The following is a 17252-nucleotide window of genomic DNA, read 5'->3' as shown; positions in this document are numbered from 1 at the left end:
GCGGCTTCACCCGCTGCGGCCTTTTTGCGATAATCGCGCCCTTTTTCTGTATTTCGAAATTCACGATCAAACTTTGCCGCTGAGGCCAGATTCTATGAAACCGCAAATTGCCGAGTTGTTATCCACCGTTGTTGCCACCCTGAAGTCTCAGGATGTGATTCCTGCTGAGCTGGAGCCACGCATCAATGTGGAGAATACCCGCGATAAAGCACACGGCGATCTGGCCACCAACCTGGCGATGATGCTGGCCAAACCGGCGAAGAAAAATCCACGCGAACTGGCACAACTGATTGTTGATGCATTGCCGGAAAGCGAGCTGGTGGAAAAAGTAGAAATCGCTGGCCCGGGTTTCATCAACTTCTACCTGTCGGATGCTTCTACCAACAGTCTGATTAAGGCGGTACTGGAGCAGAAAGAACAATACGGTCGCTCAAACGAAGGCGCAGGTCGTAAGGTTCAGGTGGAATTTGTATCGGCTAACCCAACTGGTCCGCTGCATATCGGTCACGGTCGTGGTGCGGCAGTGGGTGACTGCTTATGTCGTCTGCTGGATGCCAATGGCTGGGATGTGACCCGTGAGTTCTACTACAACGATGCCGGTGCTCAGATTAACAATCTGGCGCTGTCTGTTCAGGCGCGTTGTAAAGGTTTAACGCCAGACGACGCCAGCTGGCCGGAAGACGGTTACCGTGGTGATTACATTAAAGATCTGGCTGACAGCTTTATGGCCGGCGATACCGTGGTATCCGAAGACCAGAGCTTCACCGGTACTAAAGATGCTGACGACCCGGAAGCGATTCGTCACTTTGCCGTGGCTTATCTGCGTCGTGAGCAGGATCTGGATTTAAAAGCCTTTGCAGTCGATTTTGATGTCTACTTCCTGGAGTCATCGCTGTACTCCGAAGGCAAGGTTGAAGAAGCGGTTCAGAAGCTGATTGCTAATGGTCACACGTACGAAGATGGCGGCGCGCTGTGGTTACGTACCACCGACTTCGGTGATGACAAAGACCGCGTGATGCGTAAAACCGACGGCGGTTACACCTACTTTGTTCCAGACGTGGCATATCACCTGGACAAGTGGCAGCGCGGCTTTGAAATGGTGATTAACGAGCAGGGCGCTGACCACCACAGCACCATTACCCGTGTTCGCGCTGGTCTGCAAGGTTTGGATGCCGGCATTCCAAAAGGCTGGCCAGACTACGTGCTGCACCAGATGGTGACCGTGATGCGTGGCGGCGAAGAGGTGAAAATCTCCAAGCGTGCCGGTAGCTATGTGACACTGCGTGACCTGATTGACGAAGTCGGTCGTGATGCGACCCGTTACTTCCTGGCAGCGCGTAAAGCCGACAGCCAGCTGACGTTTGATATCGACCTGGCGCGTTCTCAGTCGTCGGATAACCCGGTTTATTACATCCAGTACGCGCACGCGCGCGTATGCTCGATTTTCCGTAAACTGGCAGAAGCAGGTCAGAGCTGGACGCTGGAGCAGGGCATCGAATCGCTGAGTGCATTAACACTGGATAGCGAAAAAGATCTGATCGTAAAACTGGGTCGTTACCCGGAAGTGGTTAAAAACGCTGCGAATAACCGCGAGCCACATCAGATTGCCAATTACCTGAAAGAGCTGGCGGCTGAGTTCCACACCTACTACAACTCTGAGAAAACGCTGGTTGAAGAAGATGATGTGCGTAATGCGCGTCTGACACTGGCTGAGGCGGTGCGTCAGGTGATCAGCAATGGTTTGGATTTGTTGGGTGTTTCTGCTCCGGAAGAGATGTAATGTTCGCTTGCGGAGCTTAACAATACGGCGTTAAAACTGGCCTTAAAGTACTCACTTGCAACAGCAAGCTCCGTCTTTTCGGCCACTTTTGACTTGTCTTGTTGGCGCCCGCTGCACGACCAACGCTTTTGCAGTAATAAATAGCAATAATAAATTAAGAACGGGAATTAAAATGTCTGAAGGCGCTAGCAAAATCCCTAAGTGGGTGTGGATTACCACGCCAACCCTGGCGGTGGCTTTTGTGGCATTTATTATGTTCTTAACCACCATCCCTACCGGTGATGAATTAAACGCGGTAAAAGGTGATGCTAAAAAAGCATTGCAGTTAGGCATTGAACAGGCGAAGAAAAAAGCCGCTGAAGAATTGCCTAAACACAGCTATGAGTTTTATAAGCTGCTGGAAAACCAGACAGTCGAAGTGCCGGAAGTGGAAGAATATAAATCCACACCAAAAGACGCGGCGACTAAATACGAGTACCGCTTGCAGGCTGGTTCTTTCCGCTCTGAAGACGATGCTGAACGGTTACGTGGTGATTTAATTCTGCAGGGCTTACGCGCTTATCGCGAAGAGAAAGAAGTAAACGGTACCGTCTGGCATCGTATTCTGATTGGACCTTTTACCAACCGCTCTAAGCTGAATAAGGCACAAGATATTCTGGTATCCAACAATATCAGTCCGCTGGTTCATAAAACCAAGTTGGCGAATTAATTCTCCAGACTGAAATGTAGGCCGGAAAAGCGTAGCGTCTTCCGGATAAACCTCCCCTTGTATACATTATCTGTTGTTCTTATTGGTGGATGGCGTTGCGCTTATCCACCCTACATTTATCGATTCTTTTGCCTTACGAAGAAAAGGAATTTCTGATGACTGGTAATAATCTGAGTTCTGCCTGGCAGCCTGTTCTGCAACAAACTTTTGGCTTTGATGGCTTACGTCCCGGCCAGCAGCCGGTTGTGGAAGCACTATTAGCGGGTCGCAGTGCTGCTGCGATTTTTCCAACCGGCTCCGGTAAGTCTCTGTGTTATCAGCTGCCGGCGTTAATGCTGCCGAATCTCACCTTAGTGGTGTCGCCATTGTTAGCGCTGATGCAGGATCAGGTGGCGTTTCTGAAGAGCAAGGGCATTGCTGCTGCCAGTATTGATTCGAGCCAGAGTCGCGAAGAAGCCCAACAGATTCAGGCCGATGTGCGCAGTGGCAAAATTAAAATTCTGATGGTGTCGGTAGAGCGCCTGAAGAACGAACGCTTCCGTCAGTTTATCGAACAGATTCCGATTTCCCTGCTGGTGGTCGACGAAGCCCATTGTATTTCTGAATGGGGTCATAATTTCCGTCCGGATTATTTAAAACTGCCGGATTACTGTGCTGACTTTAAAATCCCGCAGGTGCTGCTGTTAACTGCAACGGCCACTAAAGCGGTAATTGAAGATATGTGTGGTCGTTTTCAGATTCAGCCACAGGATGTTGTCACCACGGGTTTTTATCGCCCGAATTTACGTTTATTAGTGCAACCGACAGCGGAAGCTGAGCGTAAGCACAAATGCCTGCAATGGCTGCAGCACCTGCATAAAAAGCAGGCAGAAAAAGCCGAACAGTTTGGTGGCATTATTTATGTGACGCTGCAGCAAACGGCTCACGAAGTTGCTGATTTTCTTGCACCGAATCTGCCGTTTGCGGTTAAGGCGTATCACGCAGGCTTAAGCAGTGAAGAGCGCGAACAGATTCAGCAGGAATTTATGGCTGGCACCACGCCGTGTATTGTTGCCACCATTGCTTTTGGTATGGGTGTGGATAAAAGCAATATCCGTCAGGTCATGCATTACGACTTACCCAAGTCCATCGAGAATTACAGCCAGGAAATTGGTCGGGCCGGGCGTGATGGCAAACCGTCTGACTGCGTTATGCTGGCTGACAGCTCGGGTTTTCAGGTGCTGGAAAACTTTGTTTACGGTGATACGCCTGAATTAACCGGCATTGACATTGTGCTGCAGCAGATCCGCAATAATCTGACGGCCCACTTTAATGATCAACGCTGGGAAGTATTGATGACGCCATTGTCGGCGCTCAGTAATATCCGTTTATTGCCATTAAAAACTCTGTTGGTGAATCTGGAAATGCGCGGCATCTTAACCGCACAATTCAGTTATTTTGCCGAATATAAATACAAGCTGCATATCAGTGAAACGGAACTACTGGCGAACTTTGATGAGTCGCGCCAGCAGTTTTTGCAGCAAGTATTAAACACCAGTAAAAAAGCACGCAGCTGGATTACCCTGGATACCGATGAACTGGTGAAACAAAGTGGTGACAATAATTCCCGCAGTCGTGCAATTACGGCACTGGAGTATTGTCAGGAGCATGGCTGGCTGGAATTACAAAGCAAACAAATGACCGATGTGTATCGCGTCGATACGAATAAATTGAATCAGCCTGATCTGGCACAGCAACTGGCTCATCATTTTGCCGATAAAGAACGCAGTGAAATTCAGCGCATTCAGGCCATGCTGCAGTTGCTGCAACAGCCGAGTTGTTTAAGCAGATCACTGGCACAGTATTTTAACGATACCAATATGGATCGGGATTGTGGTCACTGTTCTGTGTGTATCGGTAAACATCAGGCCTGGCCGCAGCCTGCACTGTTAGCGGATCTGTCTCAGTATCAGGCGCAAACATTGTGTCAGCCGTTGCAGCAGGGAATTCAGCAGCAGTTTGGCCAGCCAGCTTCAGTTGATTTATTAACCCGCTATTTAACCGGTATCACCGCTCCCTGGTTAACCAAGGCGAAAGCCCGTCAGATGGGCAATATGGGGCTGCTGGAGCAGTATCCCTATGCACAGGTCAAAGACTGGCTAAATAAAAGCCTGTAAGCTCAGGGAATCAGCCCCGGATTTAAGGAAAAAGACATGGCGATTCTGCACAGCGAACATTCACTGGTGATCACCACCCCGGAAGGGGAAAAGGAAATGGTTTATCAGCGATGGCAGCCGATCGCGCAGCAACCGAAACGAGTGGTGATTTGTGTTCATGGCCTGACGCGCAACAGCCGCGATTTCGATTTTTTAGCCCGAGAACTGGCGATGGACGCGCTGGTGATTTGTCCTGATGTATTGGGGCGTGGCGGCAGTGACTATATGAAAGACCCAAGTCATTACGGTTACCCGCTTTATCTGCAGCAAATGACACAATTACTGGCGTTTATTCAGCAGGAATATGCACCACAACAATGTGATTGGGTAGGCACGTCGATGGGCGGTTTAATTGGCATGATGGTGTGTGCCACTTCGGCAGATCAGCTGCCACTGACCATCGATCGTCTGGTACTGAATGATGTGGGTTATTTTATTCCGCGTAAGGCGCTGTTGCGTATTGCCATTTATGTCGGCATCAGCAAAACCTTCCATTCATTAACCGAAGCCGAGCTGTATCTGCGGGATATTGCCAAGCCTTTTGGCTTATTAACCGATGAGCAATGGCAGCACCTGGCAAAACATGGCACACAAGCCCTGGGTGATCAGCTGACGCTGCGTTACGACACGGGTATTGCTGCGGCATTTAACGAATTAAACGGCGATGTCGATTTATCGCCGATCTGGTCTCAGGTTCAGCAAACGGTGTTATTGCTGCGTGGTCAGGACTCGGATTTGTTGCTGCCAGAGACAGCCAACGAGATGGCCGGGCAAAGCAATGTCACTCTGGTCGAGTTTGAAGGCGTTGGTCACGCACCGATGTTTATGGACACGGAACAGATAAATACTGTTAAGCAATTTATTAAGTAATTAACCGGTTTTTATAAGCCAGGTTTATAACGAATTGCGTCATCTTACGACTTTGGTCTTAAGTTGTTCCTGTTTGGAAACACACCTTATGTGAAGCCGTTCAAATAATTACAAACAGGAAACAAATTGCAGCAATAACTACAAGGAGATCTGGCGCACCCCGTCCTATCATGGAACTATCAATAAACTGTTCTGGACAGGGTAGTGAACAAATTCCTGATCGATCACAGTAACCCCGTTGGTTCGCCTGAAGTTGCGTTTTCCGACATCGGTTACACCGAAGCTGAACCCAGCGAAAGCGAAGTGCTGCACGTGCATATGTACGCGGCACTGGCGGCGGCTGTTCTGGTTCTGCTGGTTTGGCTGATCTGACTGCCTCTTATTAAACGCTCTGGGCTGCACTGCCAGCCAACTCACCCACCACAATTTTAGAAAGATCCGCCAGCAGGCTTTGCTGTTGTGACGAAAATTTTCTTGGCTCATGATCAATAATGCACAGGGTTCCCATATTGTGTCCCGATGGCATGGTGAGTTGCGCTCCGGCATAAAAACAAATATTCGGCGGACCAAGTACCAGAGCGCTGTCTTTAAAGCGTGGATCGATACTGGCATCTTCCAGAACAAAAATATCTTCCTGCAGAATGGCATGGCTGCAACAGGAGTCCTGGCGGCCAATTTCATTCACAGGCAAACCAACGTTGGATTTAAACCACAGACGATCGCGATCAATCAGGCTGATAACGGCGATGGGCACATCAAATAATGCCTTGGTGATACGGGTAATGCGATCGAAGCGTTCTTCGGGTGGGGTTTCCAGAATCAGCAGGGCATGCAGTTCAGCCAGTCGCTGTTCTTCATTTTCCGGCAGATCGGATATGGAAATAGGCATCGGTGTTATCTCAGTAGCTGCGGCATACTCAGCATAGATGGATATTAACCGGGGGTTGCTGAGCTTAATCCTAATGGCTTAGCTCTGACGGGATATTTTTCAGGCATAAAAAAACCGCATTCAACGATGCGGTTTTTTAAGAATAAGAATGGTGCCCAGAGGCGGAGAAGCCACCCAGTCACCCAAAGCCCCGTATCATGGGCCTCTCAGGCCGCTTCACTGTACGAGTTGAACGAAATGTGTGCCAAAAGTGTATCACACTTCCGCTTCTTTAATTTGGGTCTCACTTAATAGGAGTTCAGACACATCGTCGATAAGCTCATTTGCTAAATTTTCTTCTATTTTTAAGCTATCCACAGCTGTTTCTATGGCTGAGTCTGATTCATCCATTAATTTGGATAAAGCTCCGTACAGCCCCTGAAATATAGTAGGGTAACCATAAGTTCGGTCTGCATTTTCCCATGCTTCAACTGGTATCTCTCCCCATTCCCTTCTCATCATACAAAGATCAAAGATGTCTTTACGACTGGGGTTATCAAATCTATCTGCGTTGGCCAGTAGCTTTGTTGTGAAGCAGGTAGCTCTATCTACGACTGGCACATTAAATAGAGTATCGCCCTCATCTTGAACGATGTCACAGATGTCGAAATGGACAAACTCAAGTTTAATGGGAGTGCCGTCTTCCGGGGTTCGAACGTATGTTCTTACGGCGTCTCTGTCAGCCCGTATATCCCTTAAGAACTCAAGCCCAGAGTTTTCGTTAAGTACATGACCTAAAGATGAGTTTGTAGTCTGGCTTCTGACTGCTCTATAAGATGATCTCCCAGCACAAAAAAAATCGATGTCTGTTGATTCTCGATACTCTCCAAGTTCAAGAGCAATTCGAGTTCCGCCACCGAATAGTATGTTGTTAGCTTCTAGATAGCTGGAGTCAAAATGAGATAGAGCATCCCAGATTAGCTGATGATGGGTTCTGACTAGCTCAATCATGCAGCCAGAAACAAGCCGTTTCCAACGCTTCGAGTTAAGCGCTGAATTAATGTGCTCTCAGCGGCTGTTAGTTTACCTTGATCAATATACTTCCATCGCTGTTCATAGGTAGCGTACGCGTCCTTTTCTGCAATGTATCGGTCAGCACGATCCCACAGAAGCAAATTTAGCTCCGGGTATATCGTACGATCAATTTGTTTACGATCTGTGCGTAACATGGCCCTAACCTCAGATGGCTCTTCTCGATGAAGAGCCTTATCACGTGTGCGCACACTGTACACACTGTACACACTGTACATTGTGGCACATTGCTGCACATTGTTCCACATAGATCATTTAGGCTTTGCGCCTATCTATTAGAGTAGTTAACGCAGATATATGGCCCAACTATTTTGCTGTCAGTTCATTCCTTTATGTTTTATTTGCACATTGTTCCGACATTGCTGCGACATTGTCTAATAGTCTGTACACACTTGATTCGCTAATCCCCAGTTCTGATGCGGCTTGGCGCTTACTCATACCGTTAGCGATCAGTTCTAACAGCTCGGTTTTCTTGGCCTGAGCTGTTGGTTTTCTGCCCTTATAACGCCCGTCCTGCTTGGCTTTAGCGATCCCTTCGGCCTGTCGTTCCAGCATAATCTCACGCTCAAATGTGGCGATAGCACCGATCATTGTCAGCATCAGGCGGCCCGTTGGGGTGCCAGTGTCGATGCCAATATTTTTGATCTGAAGCGTCACGCCTTTGGTCTCAAACACCTCGACCAGCTCCAGTAGGTGTGCGGTGTTGCGTGCTAGTCGGTCGAGCTTGGTCACTATCAGAACGTCTCCGTCCCTGACGTAATCCAGCGCAGCATCCAGAGCCGGGCGCTCACGTTTGCTGCCGCTGATCTTCTCCTGAAATATTTTGTCACAGCCGTTCAGGGCTTCGATTTGTGCGTCCAGTGATTGCCCAAACGTCGATACGCGGGCATAGCCGATAGTTGCCATATCAGTCTCCTATTAGGGTTAGACCCTGTGGGAATTCTCTTTCAAAAGGTGGGATATGACCCTATTGGGAGAGATTCGGGGTGGGGTGAACGTCGCTCAATAGGGCATGGTTTATTGGTAGATCAGATTAGGCCTCGGGCCTGCATCGCCTTTAGAGCGCTTATCAGTGCGGATAGGGCGACGCTGATGATCTGGATGATCCTCAGTATCTGGCTCATGGTTGTACCTCGTTGTTAATGTTTTAGTGCTTATAACGACAGGGGGTAGAAAAATTGGTCTTTTGCGGTTCATTGCTGTTCATCGACCTTAAAATATCGGTATGAACATCAAAAAAAGGACTTGGTATGTACGCCCCGGCTTTTTCCGGCTCTTTGATTTTTTCCAGATGAGCAAACCCCTGACCCCAGAGGCGTTCGATACGCTGAGCCCATGCAGGGAAATCACTGAACGGCACACGCCAGCGCATCAAGATATGAGCGTGCGGGTTATCTTCCCCGGCTTCGTTCTTCGGATTTTCAACTACCCAGCAGTAATCAAACGGCGCATTCCCATGAGCTTCGCCCCGGTGGGTAATGGTTTCGTGATAGGTGTGGCCCTTGCGCTTGCGTTCGTGGGTGAATTCTTCCACCCAGCCGCGCGACCACATTTTCTTGAGGGCATCGAAAAAGCGGCTGATTTCCTTCTGAACCGTTGCGCCCTCTGCAACACGTTCGCGGGCAGCTTCGTCCAGGGTGAGCGTTAGGAAGGTGCTATAACCACCGCGATCTTTGGCAACAAAGCGGCAGGATTCTGCAATTTTCTTCGCTCCGGACAGACTCCGGGTCTCGGTTTTGCGCTCACCAGTGTTTTCTGGTGGCAGACTGGTGACCGGGGTTTTGGTGCGGACCCGGTACTCATCGCACCACGATTTATGCTCAACAATGGCCTTGGTGTTATGCAGAACCGGGCGATCTTTGATGATTTCCCCGGTTTCCAGATCAATCCGGCCGTCGCTGAAGTGGATGCAGGTATCAGGCCCCAAAATGCCCCACTTTCCTTAGACCCAGCAGAGCTAATGAAAGCCCTAACTACTGACCCAGCTATGAAAGCAGAATTCCAAAAGATGATGATTGAGATACTTCAGCAGGGGCTGAACAGTGACGGTAACTAAGCAGGAGAACGGAAGCTATCAAGCCCGCTTTCAGTGGGACGGCAAGCGCTACAAAAAGAATTTCCCAAAGGCACACCTTGCCCGGACATGGGAAGCCGACACCCTGCGCCGACTGGCGGCAGGGGAGACGGTACTCAGAGAGAAGGACAAGCGCCGACTAACTGAGCTGGCTCAACTCTGGTTCGATCTGCACGGCCACACACTCAAGGATGGGGATAAACGCTTATCCAAGCTGTTTTACTGCGCAAAGCTTTGGGGCAACCCAGAGGCCCACAGAATTGGCCCATCCACTTACCTGCAATACCGCAAAGCCCGGCTCACCGCTGGCAGCAGTGAAAACAACTGCAACCGCGAACTGACCTACCTGAAGGCGATCTTCAACGAACTAAGCAGGGCAGAGGAGTGGCACACCGACAACCCGCTCAAAAACGTCAAGCCGCTCAAGTTTGATGAGAAGGAAATGCGGTTTCTGTCATCCGATGAAATCAGTCGTCTGCTGATCCAGTGCGAGCAGAGCAAAAGCGAGCACCTAACACAGGTCGTTAAGTTATGCCTGGCAACCGGAGCACGCTGGAATGAAGCAGCTCAGCTGGACAGGTCAGAGCTACAGGTAATCAATGACCGGGCAAGGGTGATTTATCAGGGGACAAAGTCGGGCAAGGTGCGCCGGATACCCATCGACATGGAACTGGCGCGGGAACTACTGGAGAAGGGCAACCCGTCCGGCTGGTTGTTCTGCGACTGCATGAGCGCATTCAGGCGAGCCGTGGAAGCGGCAGAGATTGGATTGCCAGCAGGGCAGATGACACACGTATTGCGACACACGTTTGCAAGCCACTTTATGATGAACGGCGGGGATATTTTACAACTGAAAGAGATTTTAGGGCATTCAACCCTGAGCATGACGCTACGTTATGCACACTTAGCGCCGGATGCTTTAGATCAAGCGCTATCGTTTAATCCACTTAACGTCGGAATGAGCTGATTGGCTGAGTCTTAGAATTACTTCCAGTAATATTGCTGCTGCCAGCATCGCCAAATACATCGACGTTCGACCCTGATACTACTAGTTTATCTACGCGTCCCCATAGGTACAGCTTAGAGCGAGATCCACTTATGTTTGCAGATGTGACGTTGCTAGAAATGTATACCTTATTATCCTCACCGGTAATTTCTAGGTCCGCAACGCTCCCTGTTATGCAGATTACGTTGTTTGCTCCCGATATAGATACGTTTGCTTTATCGTCTGTGATCGACACCGCGAGCCTTGAGGCTGCTAGGTTATGGTTGTAATTGCTACCAACGCTAATTGCTCCAGTAGCATTGCACAGCGAGTTGCTGAACTCTACTGATGAGCCGGTTGACGGTACTACAGGTGCTGGTGAACTACCACCAGAGCTTGACCCTCCGCCACAAGCTGAAAGAGCTATAGTCAGAGTTAATAAAGTAGTCTTCTTCATTGCTCTCATCCTGTTAGTAAATTCGATTATGTGGCCCAGAAGTGGCCCGGAGATAATTGGGCATAGAAAAACAGCCACCGCGATGACGCTAAGTGGCTGTTTTTTTAAGTAATAAGTGGTGCCCAGAGGCGGAATCGAACCACCGACACGGGGATTTTCAATCCCCTGCTCTACCGACTGAGCTATCTGGGCACTTCAGAGAAGCTTTGCTGCTTGCCTCTCAAGTGGCGCGTATTAAACCCTTTGCCGGATCAGCTGTCAACACTTGTTTTCACTTTATTTGTCTTTATTTTCAGGCACATAGCCTTCAGCCTGATCAAACTCCTCGCCACTGAGGAATTTGTCGCGTTGTTCGGTGATGTATTTGCGTGCCTGCATGTCCATCATGTTGAGATGTTTTTCGTTAATCAGGCGGGTCTGGTGCTCGGTCCATTCGTTCCATGCCTGTTTCGAGGTGTTGTTAAATACGTCTTCACCTTTCGGGCCCGGAAACGGAATGTTATCCAGTCCTTCCATTTCCTGTTGGTACTTTTGGCAGAATACGGTGCGGCTCATAGGGTGTCCTCGTCAGATGTCGCTCAGGTGCAGCAGCTTTTTAACCGGTGCAGCCAGGCCCAGTTCGCTGGGGTTAGCGGGATTGTACCAGTGGCTGCTGTGTTCACCTATTTGCTGTTGGCGGGTTGGCAATGAAAATTTCAGCGGCTGAATATGCAAATGGTAGTGGCTGAAGGTATGACGGAAGTTATCCAGCCATACAGCTTGTGCTTCACTCCCCAGATGCTGTTTCAGCCAGGTGTGGGCCTCGGCTTCGCTGCTGACTTCCGGGAAGCTCCATAAGCCGCCCCAGATACCGGTTTGTGGTCGTTGCTGCAGATACAGCTCACCGTCCGGGTTTTCAATCATGAGCAGAATGGTGTGCTTTTCCGGCTTTTCTTTTTTCGGCTTGGAATTCGGGAACTGAGTTGGCTTGCCGGTTTTGTAGCCTTCGCACTGCGGTTGTAGCGGGCAGATTCCGCAGGCTGGCTTACTGCGGGTGCACAGAGTGGCGCCCAGGTCCATCATGGTCTGAGTGTACTCACGATGGCTGTGGGCAGGTGTCAGCTGCTCAGCAACCTGCCACAGCTGCTTTTGTACGGCTGTGGTGCCAGGCCAGCCTTCTACGGCATAAAAGCGGGTTAATACGCGTTTGACGTTACCATCCAGAATCGGGGCGCGGATTCCCATACTGATTGAGGCAATGGCGCCAGCGGTAGAACGGCCGATTCCGGGCAGCTCCGAGAGCTGATCAACGGATTGCGGGAACTCGCCGCTGTATTGTTCCACCACTTTCTGGGCGCAGGCATGCAGATTACGGCCTCGGGCGTAATAACCCAGGCCAGTCCAGAGATGCAGCACTTCGTCCTGCTCGGCCTTCGCCAGGCTGAAAACATCCGGAAAGCGTTGCATAAATCGTTCGAAGTAGGGGATTACTGTGGCGACCTGGGTTTGCTGCAGCATAATTTCTGACACCCAGACCCGATAGGGGGTGATGTCTTGCTGCCATGGCAAGTGCTTTCGGCCATGTTTGTGGTACCAGGCAAGTACCACGTCGCTGAATTGGAACTGCTCACTCATCTGCTTTTTATCACTGGTTTTTATGCGCCGCAGTATACCTGAGTGTGGCGCTCGGACTAATAGCCGTGATGGTCAGATTTCGTAGTGATTTGCCTGGCGCTGGCGTTCGTTTTCCTGCAGAAACTGATGCAGTTGACCGAGGGAGAGTGGTCGGCTGAAGAGGTATCCCTGGCCTTCGTCACAGTTATTGCGACGCAGGAAGTGCAGCTGCTCCTGGGTTTCGACACCTTCGGCAACAACTTCCAGGCTGAGCTTGTGAGCCATGGCGATAACCGCTGCTGTGATTGCCATATCGTTCTGGTCTTTGGGAATATCCATCACAAAAGAACGGTCGACTTTCAGTACGTCGATTGGGAAACGCTTGATATAAGCCAGTGATGAATATCCGGTACCAAAATCATCAATGGCAATTGAAACGCCGGTCTTTTTGATTTCCTGCATGGTGTGAATGGCGCTTTCAACGTCATCCATCAGGGTGCTTTCGGTGATTTCCAGCTCCAGACACTGAGCCGGAATCTGGCTGACTTCAATCACATTACGAATCTGCTTCACCAGATCCGGATCGGCAAACTGTTTCGCTGACAGGTTAACCGCGACTTTAGCAGTTTCCGGTAAGACTCCTGTGCGTATCAGAGAGCTGATCTGGCGACAGCTTTGTTCCAGCACCCAGCTGCCGATTGCCAGAATCTGGCCGGTTTCTTCAGCAACCGGAATAAACCGGTCCGGAGTAACCATGCCTTTTTCCGGGTGCTCCCAGCGAATCAGGGTTTCGACACCGGTTACGCCGTAATCAAACAGGCTGACTTTGGGCTGAAACATCAGTGTGAACTGGTCGCGCTGAATCGCGTCTTTTAATTCTTTTTCCATCGCCAGATGTTCGAGGATGGAGTGGTTCATATCTTCAGAGAAGAACTGGAAGTTGTTACGGCCGAGTTCTTTGGCGCGGTACATCGCCAGGTCGGCGTTCTTCATCAGGGTATTTACGTCGCTGGAATCTTCCGGCGTCATGGTGATACCAATACTGACGGTGGTGACAATGTCCTGGCCTTTGATACGGATCGGCTTCGCCAGCGAGTGCAGCAGTTTTTCCGCGACAATCAACACGTCTGCGGTCTGGTGCACATCGGTCAGCAGGATGGTGAATTCATCGCCGCCAATACGGGAAACGGTGTCGTTTTCACGCACCGTGGCGTTCAGCCGGGAAGCGACTTCTTTCAGCAGAATATCGCCGGCATCGTGGCCTAAGGTATCGTTAATGCGTTTGAACTGGTCCATATCGAGGAACATCAGTGCCATCGAACTGCCGGAACGCATCACACTTTTTACTGCCTTCTCCAGGCGATTTTTGAACAGGCGACGGTTTGCCAGCCCTGTAAGCGGATCGTAGAACGCCAGGTTCTCCATCTGAATCTGTGCGGCTTTCAGCTCGGAGATATCAGAGATCGCTCCCAGATATCCCAATAGCTCGCCATTCCGGTCATGCAAAGCACCAGCTAACAGATGAATCCAGGTGTGGCCGCCTTCACGGGTTGCGAGGCGCAGTTCCAGCGCAATACTTTCCTGTTCACAAACCAGTCGGTTCCAGGCTTGTTGCACCAGCACCAGATCAGCCGGGTGTACTAACTCGAACCATTCCTGCAGCGTTGGATCGTCTTTCAGCAGGCCATGAATGTCACGCCAGCGCTGGTTGACGTATTGCAGCTTTTGACTGGTATCAACCTGAAAGATACCCACCGGGGATAATGCGGTTAATTTACGGAAGCGTTCTTCACTGGTTTTCAGCGAGCTGTTTTCTTCTTCGATGGTGCCGAGCAAGCCATTAAACAGGTCAACCAGATCACCCAGTTCATCATTATTTTCTTTGGCTGCACGAATCGAATAGTCCTTGTTATTCATAATGCTCTGCAACGTGTTGCTGAGCTCCCGCATTGGCCTTACCACGACGTCCTGCAGCTGGTTTGCCAGGAACACGGCGAGCACGACGGCCACCGCAAGAATCAGTATGGAAAAGACCAGAAACTGGTTAAAGCGCTGTAATAAGTCGTCACGACTGTTTTCGATATACAGGGTGCCGATATGTTGTTGATCAAGGCGGATAATAAAGTACTGGCTGAAATTATTGTTCTTGGCCGCTTGTAGCTGAGCAAGAATCGTCGGGCAGCTGTTTATTTCGGTATTACTGATGTATTGCGCTGCAAGCTTCTGATGTTCGTCGTAGATACAGCCACGCACGACGTTACTATCAGCTTTGAGGGTGTCGAGATTGGTTTTCAGCAGATCAAAATCGTTGAAGGTCAGTGCGGTGGTGGCGCGATTGGCAATCACTTCACCAAGCACGGACAGTTTGTCCTGAGTATCCTGGCGGCTGAGGTAATACTCTAATGACATATATGCCAGATTGGATAACAGCAGGGTCAGGCCGGTTGTTATCAACGAAATGATAACCAGCTTACGTCTGAGTGACTGTGTCTGAAGTGCCTGCATGTAACCTACAACTCATATCCATGGTGTCGTGCATCATGGGTGCTAAAGCGCTCCCTGCACCTGTCCCCGAATGCGTTTCAACCCGTCTGCATCAATGAATGATTAGTTTAACGTTAGTTGAATATACTAAACAGGCAATGTCAGAGGTTAATTCCTGAAGGTCGAGTATCGGGCAGGCGCAGAGTTCTGGCAATCGTTGGGGCAAAAAAAAGCAGCTTCGTTGCCGAAGCTGCTAAGACCGTCTTATAAAACGGGGATTGGAGAGAAGCGGTTAGCGCTGAGCCTGCTGAATTTCAGACTGTTGCAGTTCTTTCAGCAGTTCTGCAATGGATACACTCTGTAAGCGTTCACTCAGCTGCTGACGGTAAGTTTTCACCATACCCAGGCCAGCGACGATGGCGTCGTAAATCTGCCATTGCTGAGTCTTTTTGTTGCGGTACAGGCGGAAGTCGATTGGCACTGTACTGCCGTTGTTCTGAATCAGGTTACCTTTAACCAGTGCGCGATCGCCGCGGCTGTTGAATTTCGCGTCTTCAAAGGTGAACTTCTCGCCGTTGAACGCTTTAAAAGCACCGGTGTAGGTACGGATCTGCAAATCACGGAAGCTGTCGATAAAAGCAGCGCGCTGTTCTTTGCTGGCACGGCGCCAGTGTTTGCCCAATGCACCTTTGGCAATCTTCTTCTGATCGATAGCCGGAACGATGTATGTCATCACCAGACGACGAATCTGCTCGTCGGTACGATCTTCTTTGTTGAGTTTCTTCAGCTCGCTGATCACTCCCAGTGTTGCGGTTTCGACCACTTCATTGGGTTGTGATGCATTCGCACTGCCTGCGGTCAGCAGTGCCAGAAAGATAAAAAACGAAACCAGAGACTGTATAGCGATTTTCATTACGACGCTCTCCACCAGTGATTATGTAACTGGTGGAAAGTATGGTCGGGAATCTGGCTAATGAATAGACAGGATATGGTTAATTAATTGTTCCATGAATGGAACATGTTAAGGAAGTGTTAACTAATTATGTTTCCAAATGTTGTCTTTTTGGTCGAATCTACGGCGGCTTGCAGGGGCCTGTAATTCTTCAGGAAGTGATTGAATTATAAGGGTTTTTCCCTGTTCTTTGGCCCACTTTTGGGTGTGGTGTAACAGCTGGTGAATCACTCCACGACGCTGGGTTATTTTTCGTACAGCAGCCTGTTCTAGCTGAATGCCTTGTTCAGTTTCGCTGGCGATGATTAAACCTATAATTCTGTCATTAAAACGGCCTGCCAGAATCCAGCTGTTGTTGGCTAATCGTTCAGCCAGTTGCTCAGGGCTGTCTGTCAGACCAGATTCAGCGGTTTCCTGATGGATTTTGCCAATGTCCTGCCAGTCTGCATCGGTTGGCTGGTGGATGTGTTCTAAACGCACTGGCATAACGGTTACCTCTGATCTGACGACTTATCTAAAAGCAGGAGTTTTTTATCTGGCTGCTTTATAATGCGTTTTTCAAAATTTTGCGAGAGTTGAGTTCATGGCCACGACTGCAAGTTCTGGGCGCAGTGCGACCGTCGAGCGTAATACGCTGGAGACGAAAATCCGCGTCAGTATCAATCTGGATGGTACTGGCAAAGCCAAGTTTGATACCGGTGTGCCTTTTCTGGAACACATGATGGATCAGATTGCCCGACATGGTCTGATTGATCTCGACATCTATTGCGACGGCGATACCCATATTGATGATCACCACACAGTAGAAGATATAGGTATTACTCTCGGTCAGGCATTCGCTGAAGCCATCGGTGATAAAAAAGGCATCGTCCGTTATGGCCACTCTTATGTGCCATTGGACGAAGCTTTGTCACGCGTGGTGATCGACTTCTCTGGCCGCCCACACCTGGATATGAAGGTGGAATTTACCCGCGGCAATATTGGTCGTTTTGATACTCAGCTGTTCTGGGAGTTTTTCTACGGTTTTGTGAATCACTCTAAAGTCAGCCTGCACATCGATAACCTCAAAGGCTTTAATGCGCATCACCAGGCTGAGACCATTTTTAAAGCGTTTGGTCGTGCATTACGTATGGCGGTTGAGCAGGATCCTCGTATGGCGGGTGTAATGCCTTCGACTAAGGGAACGCTGTAAC

17 protein-coding genes and 1 tRNA gene are annotated in these 17252 nt (G+C 49.7%); 7 read left to right on the top strand and 11 right to left on the bottom strand.

Features of this window, described 5'->3' with window-relative positions; translation table 11 throughout:
• The first annotated feature begins 94 nt into the window (after nucleotides 1-94).
• The 5 genes from argS (at nucleotide 95) to ACOQOZ_RS11450 (ending at nucleotide 5926) form a co-directional block, all read left to right on the top strand.
• On the top strand, nucleotides 95-1780 hold the full coding sequence (gene argS / locus ACOQOZ_RS11470) for an arginine--tRNA ligase (RefSeq protein ID WP_420588302.1): 1686 nt from the start codon (nucleotides 95-97) through the stop codon (nucleotides 1778-1780).
• A 172-nt stretch (nucleotides 1781-1952) separates the two neighbouring features.
• Nucleotides 1953-2489, top strand: a complete 537-nt coding sequence (locus tag ACOQOZ_RS11465) for an SPOR domain-containing protein (protein ID WP_420588301.1) — start codon at nucleotides 1953-1955, stop codon at nucleotides 2487-2489.
• A 155-nt stretch (nucleotides 2490-2644) separates the two neighbouring features.
• Nucleotides 2645-4645 (top strand): RecQ family ATP-dependent DNA helicase, encoded by a 2001-nt coding sequence (locus ACOQOZ_RS11460; protein ID WP_420588300.1) that lies wholly within the window; start codon nucleotides 2645-2647, stop codon nucleotides 4643-4645.
• Nucleotides 4646-4681: 36 nt separating this feature from the next.
• A complete protein-coding gene (locus ACOQOZ_RS11455; protein WP_420588299.1) occupies nucleotides 4682-5554 on the top strand; it encodes an alpha/beta fold hydrolase in 873 nt (290 codons plus the stop codon).
• A gap of 204 nt (nucleotides 5555-5758) precedes the next feature.
• Entirely contained in the window at nucleotides 5759-5926 is a 168-nt protein-coding gene (locus ACOQOZ_RS11450) for a hypothetical protein (protein WP_420588298.1), read from the top strand.
• A 10-nt stretch (nucleotides 5927-5936) separates the two neighbouring features.
• Here ACOQOZ_RS11450 and ACOQOZ_RS11445 read toward each other — a convergent pair whose 3' ends face one another.
• The 4 genes from ACOQOZ_RS11445 to ACOQOZ_RS11430 all read right to left on the bottom strand — a co-directional run bounded on the left by ACOQOZ_RS11445 (nucleotide 5937) and on the right by ACOQOZ_RS11430 (nucleotide 9441).
• A complete protein-coding gene (locus ACOQOZ_RS11445) occupies nucleotides 5937-6443 on the bottom strand; it encodes a GAF domain-containing protein (RefSeq protein ID WP_420588297.1) in 507 nt (168 codons plus the stop codon).
• Nucleotides 6444-6698: 255 nt separating this feature from the next.
• Complete coding sequence (locus tag ACOQOZ_RS11440; protein WP_420588296.1) at nucleotides 6699-7433, bottom strand: nucleotidyl transferase AbiEii/AbiGii toxin family protein; 735 nt, start codon at nucleotides 7431-7433, stop codon at nucleotides 6699-6701.
• 411 nt (nucleotides 7434-7844) lie between these two features.
• Nucleotides 7845-8420, bottom strand: a complete 576-nt coding sequence (locus ACOQOZ_RS11435) for a recombinase family protein (protein WP_420588295.1) — start codon at nucleotides 8418-8420, stop codon at nucleotides 7845-7847.
• A 241-nt stretch (nucleotides 8421-8661) separates the two neighbouring features.
• Entirely contained in the window at nucleotides 8662-9441 is a 780-nt protein-coding gene (locus ACOQOZ_RS11430; protein WP_420588294.1) for a rolling circle replication-associated protein, read from the bottom strand.
• Between the two features lie 115 nt (nucleotides 9442-9556).
• On the opposite strand from ACOQOZ_RS11430, the gene ACOQOZ_RS11425 reads away from it, so the two are divergent.
• Nucleotides 9557-10555: a phage integrase gene (locus tag ACOQOZ_RS11425; protein WP_420588293.1), complete on the top strand. Its 999-nt coding sequence runs from the start codon at nucleotides 9557-9559 to the stop codon at nucleotides 10553-10555.
• On the opposite strand, the gene ACOQOZ_RS11420 is transcribed toward ACOQOZ_RS11425, so the two are convergent.
• From ACOQOZ_RS11420 to ACOQOZ_RS11390, 7 genes are all read right to left on the bottom strand, one after another.
• Nucleotides 10536-11030: a DUF3060 domain-containing protein gene (locus tag ACOQOZ_RS11420; RefSeq protein ID WP_420588292.1), complete on the bottom strand. Its 495-nt coding sequence runs from the start codon at nucleotides 11028-11030 to the stop codon at nucleotides 10536-10538. The two genes, ACOQOZ_RS11425 and ACOQOZ_RS11420, sit on opposite strands and share 20 nt — an antisense overlap.
• A gap of 116 nt (nucleotides 11031-11146) precedes the next feature.
• Nucleotides 11147-11222: transfer RNA gene (locus tag ACOQOZ_RS11415), tRNA-Phe, on the bottom strand.
• 84 nt (nucleotides 11223-11306) lie between these two features.
• Nucleotides 11307-11585 (bottom strand): oxidative damage protection protein, encoded by a 279-nt coding sequence (locus ACOQOZ_RS11410; protein WP_420588291.1) that lies wholly within the window; start codon nucleotides 11583-11585, stop codon nucleotides 11307-11309.
• Between the two features lie 12 nt (nucleotides 11586-11597).
• Nucleotides 11598-12644 carry an A/G-specific adenine glycosylase gene (gene mutY / locus ACOQOZ_RS11405; protein ID WP_420588290.1) on the bottom strand — a complete coding sequence of 349 codons (1047 nt, stop codon included), beginning with the start codon at nucleotides 12642-12644 and terminating at the stop codon, nucleotides 11598-11600.
• A gap of 72 nt (nucleotides 12645-12716) precedes the next feature.
• Nucleotides 12717-15128, bottom strand: a complete 2412-nt coding sequence (locus ACOQOZ_RS11400; protein WP_420588289.1) for an EAL domain-containing protein — start codon at nucleotides 15126-15128, stop codon at nucleotides 12717-12719.
• Between the two features lie 271 nt (nucleotides 15129-15399).
• Nucleotides 15400-16020, bottom strand: a complete 621-nt coding sequence (locus tag ACOQOZ_RS11395) for an MlaC/ttg2D family ABC transporter substrate-binding protein (RefSeq protein ID WP_420588288.1) — start codon at nucleotides 16018-16020, stop codon at nucleotides 15400-15402.
• A 123-nt stretch (nucleotides 16021-16143) separates the two neighbouring features.
• The gene (locus ACOQOZ_RS11390; RefSeq protein ID WP_420588287.1) at nucleotides 16144-16545 is read right to left on the bottom strand and encodes an acetyl-CoA sensor PanZ family protein; all 402 of its coding nucleotides are present in this window, start codon (nucleotides 16543-16545) and stop codon (nucleotides 16144-16146) included.
• 97 nt (nucleotides 16546-16642) lie between these two features.
• Here ACOQOZ_RS11390 and hisB point away from each other — a divergent pair, with 97 nt between their 5' ends.
• On the top strand, nucleotides 16643-17251 hold the full coding sequence (gene hisB / locus ACOQOZ_RS11385; RefSeq protein ID WP_420588286.1) for an imidazoleglycerol-phosphate dehydratase HisB: 609 nt from the start codon (nucleotides 16643-16645) through the stop codon (nucleotides 17249-17251).
• Nucleotide 17252: the final 1 nt, after the last annotated feature.

Source organism: Bacterioplanoides sp. (genome assembly GCF_965219715.1).
GTDB lineage: Bacteria > Pseudomonadota > Gammaproteobacteria > Pseudomonadales > Oceanobacteraceae > Bacterioplanoides.
The sequence above is the reverse complement of the archived record's forward strand: the minus strand, read 5'-3'. Positions and strand labels throughout refer to the sequence as shown.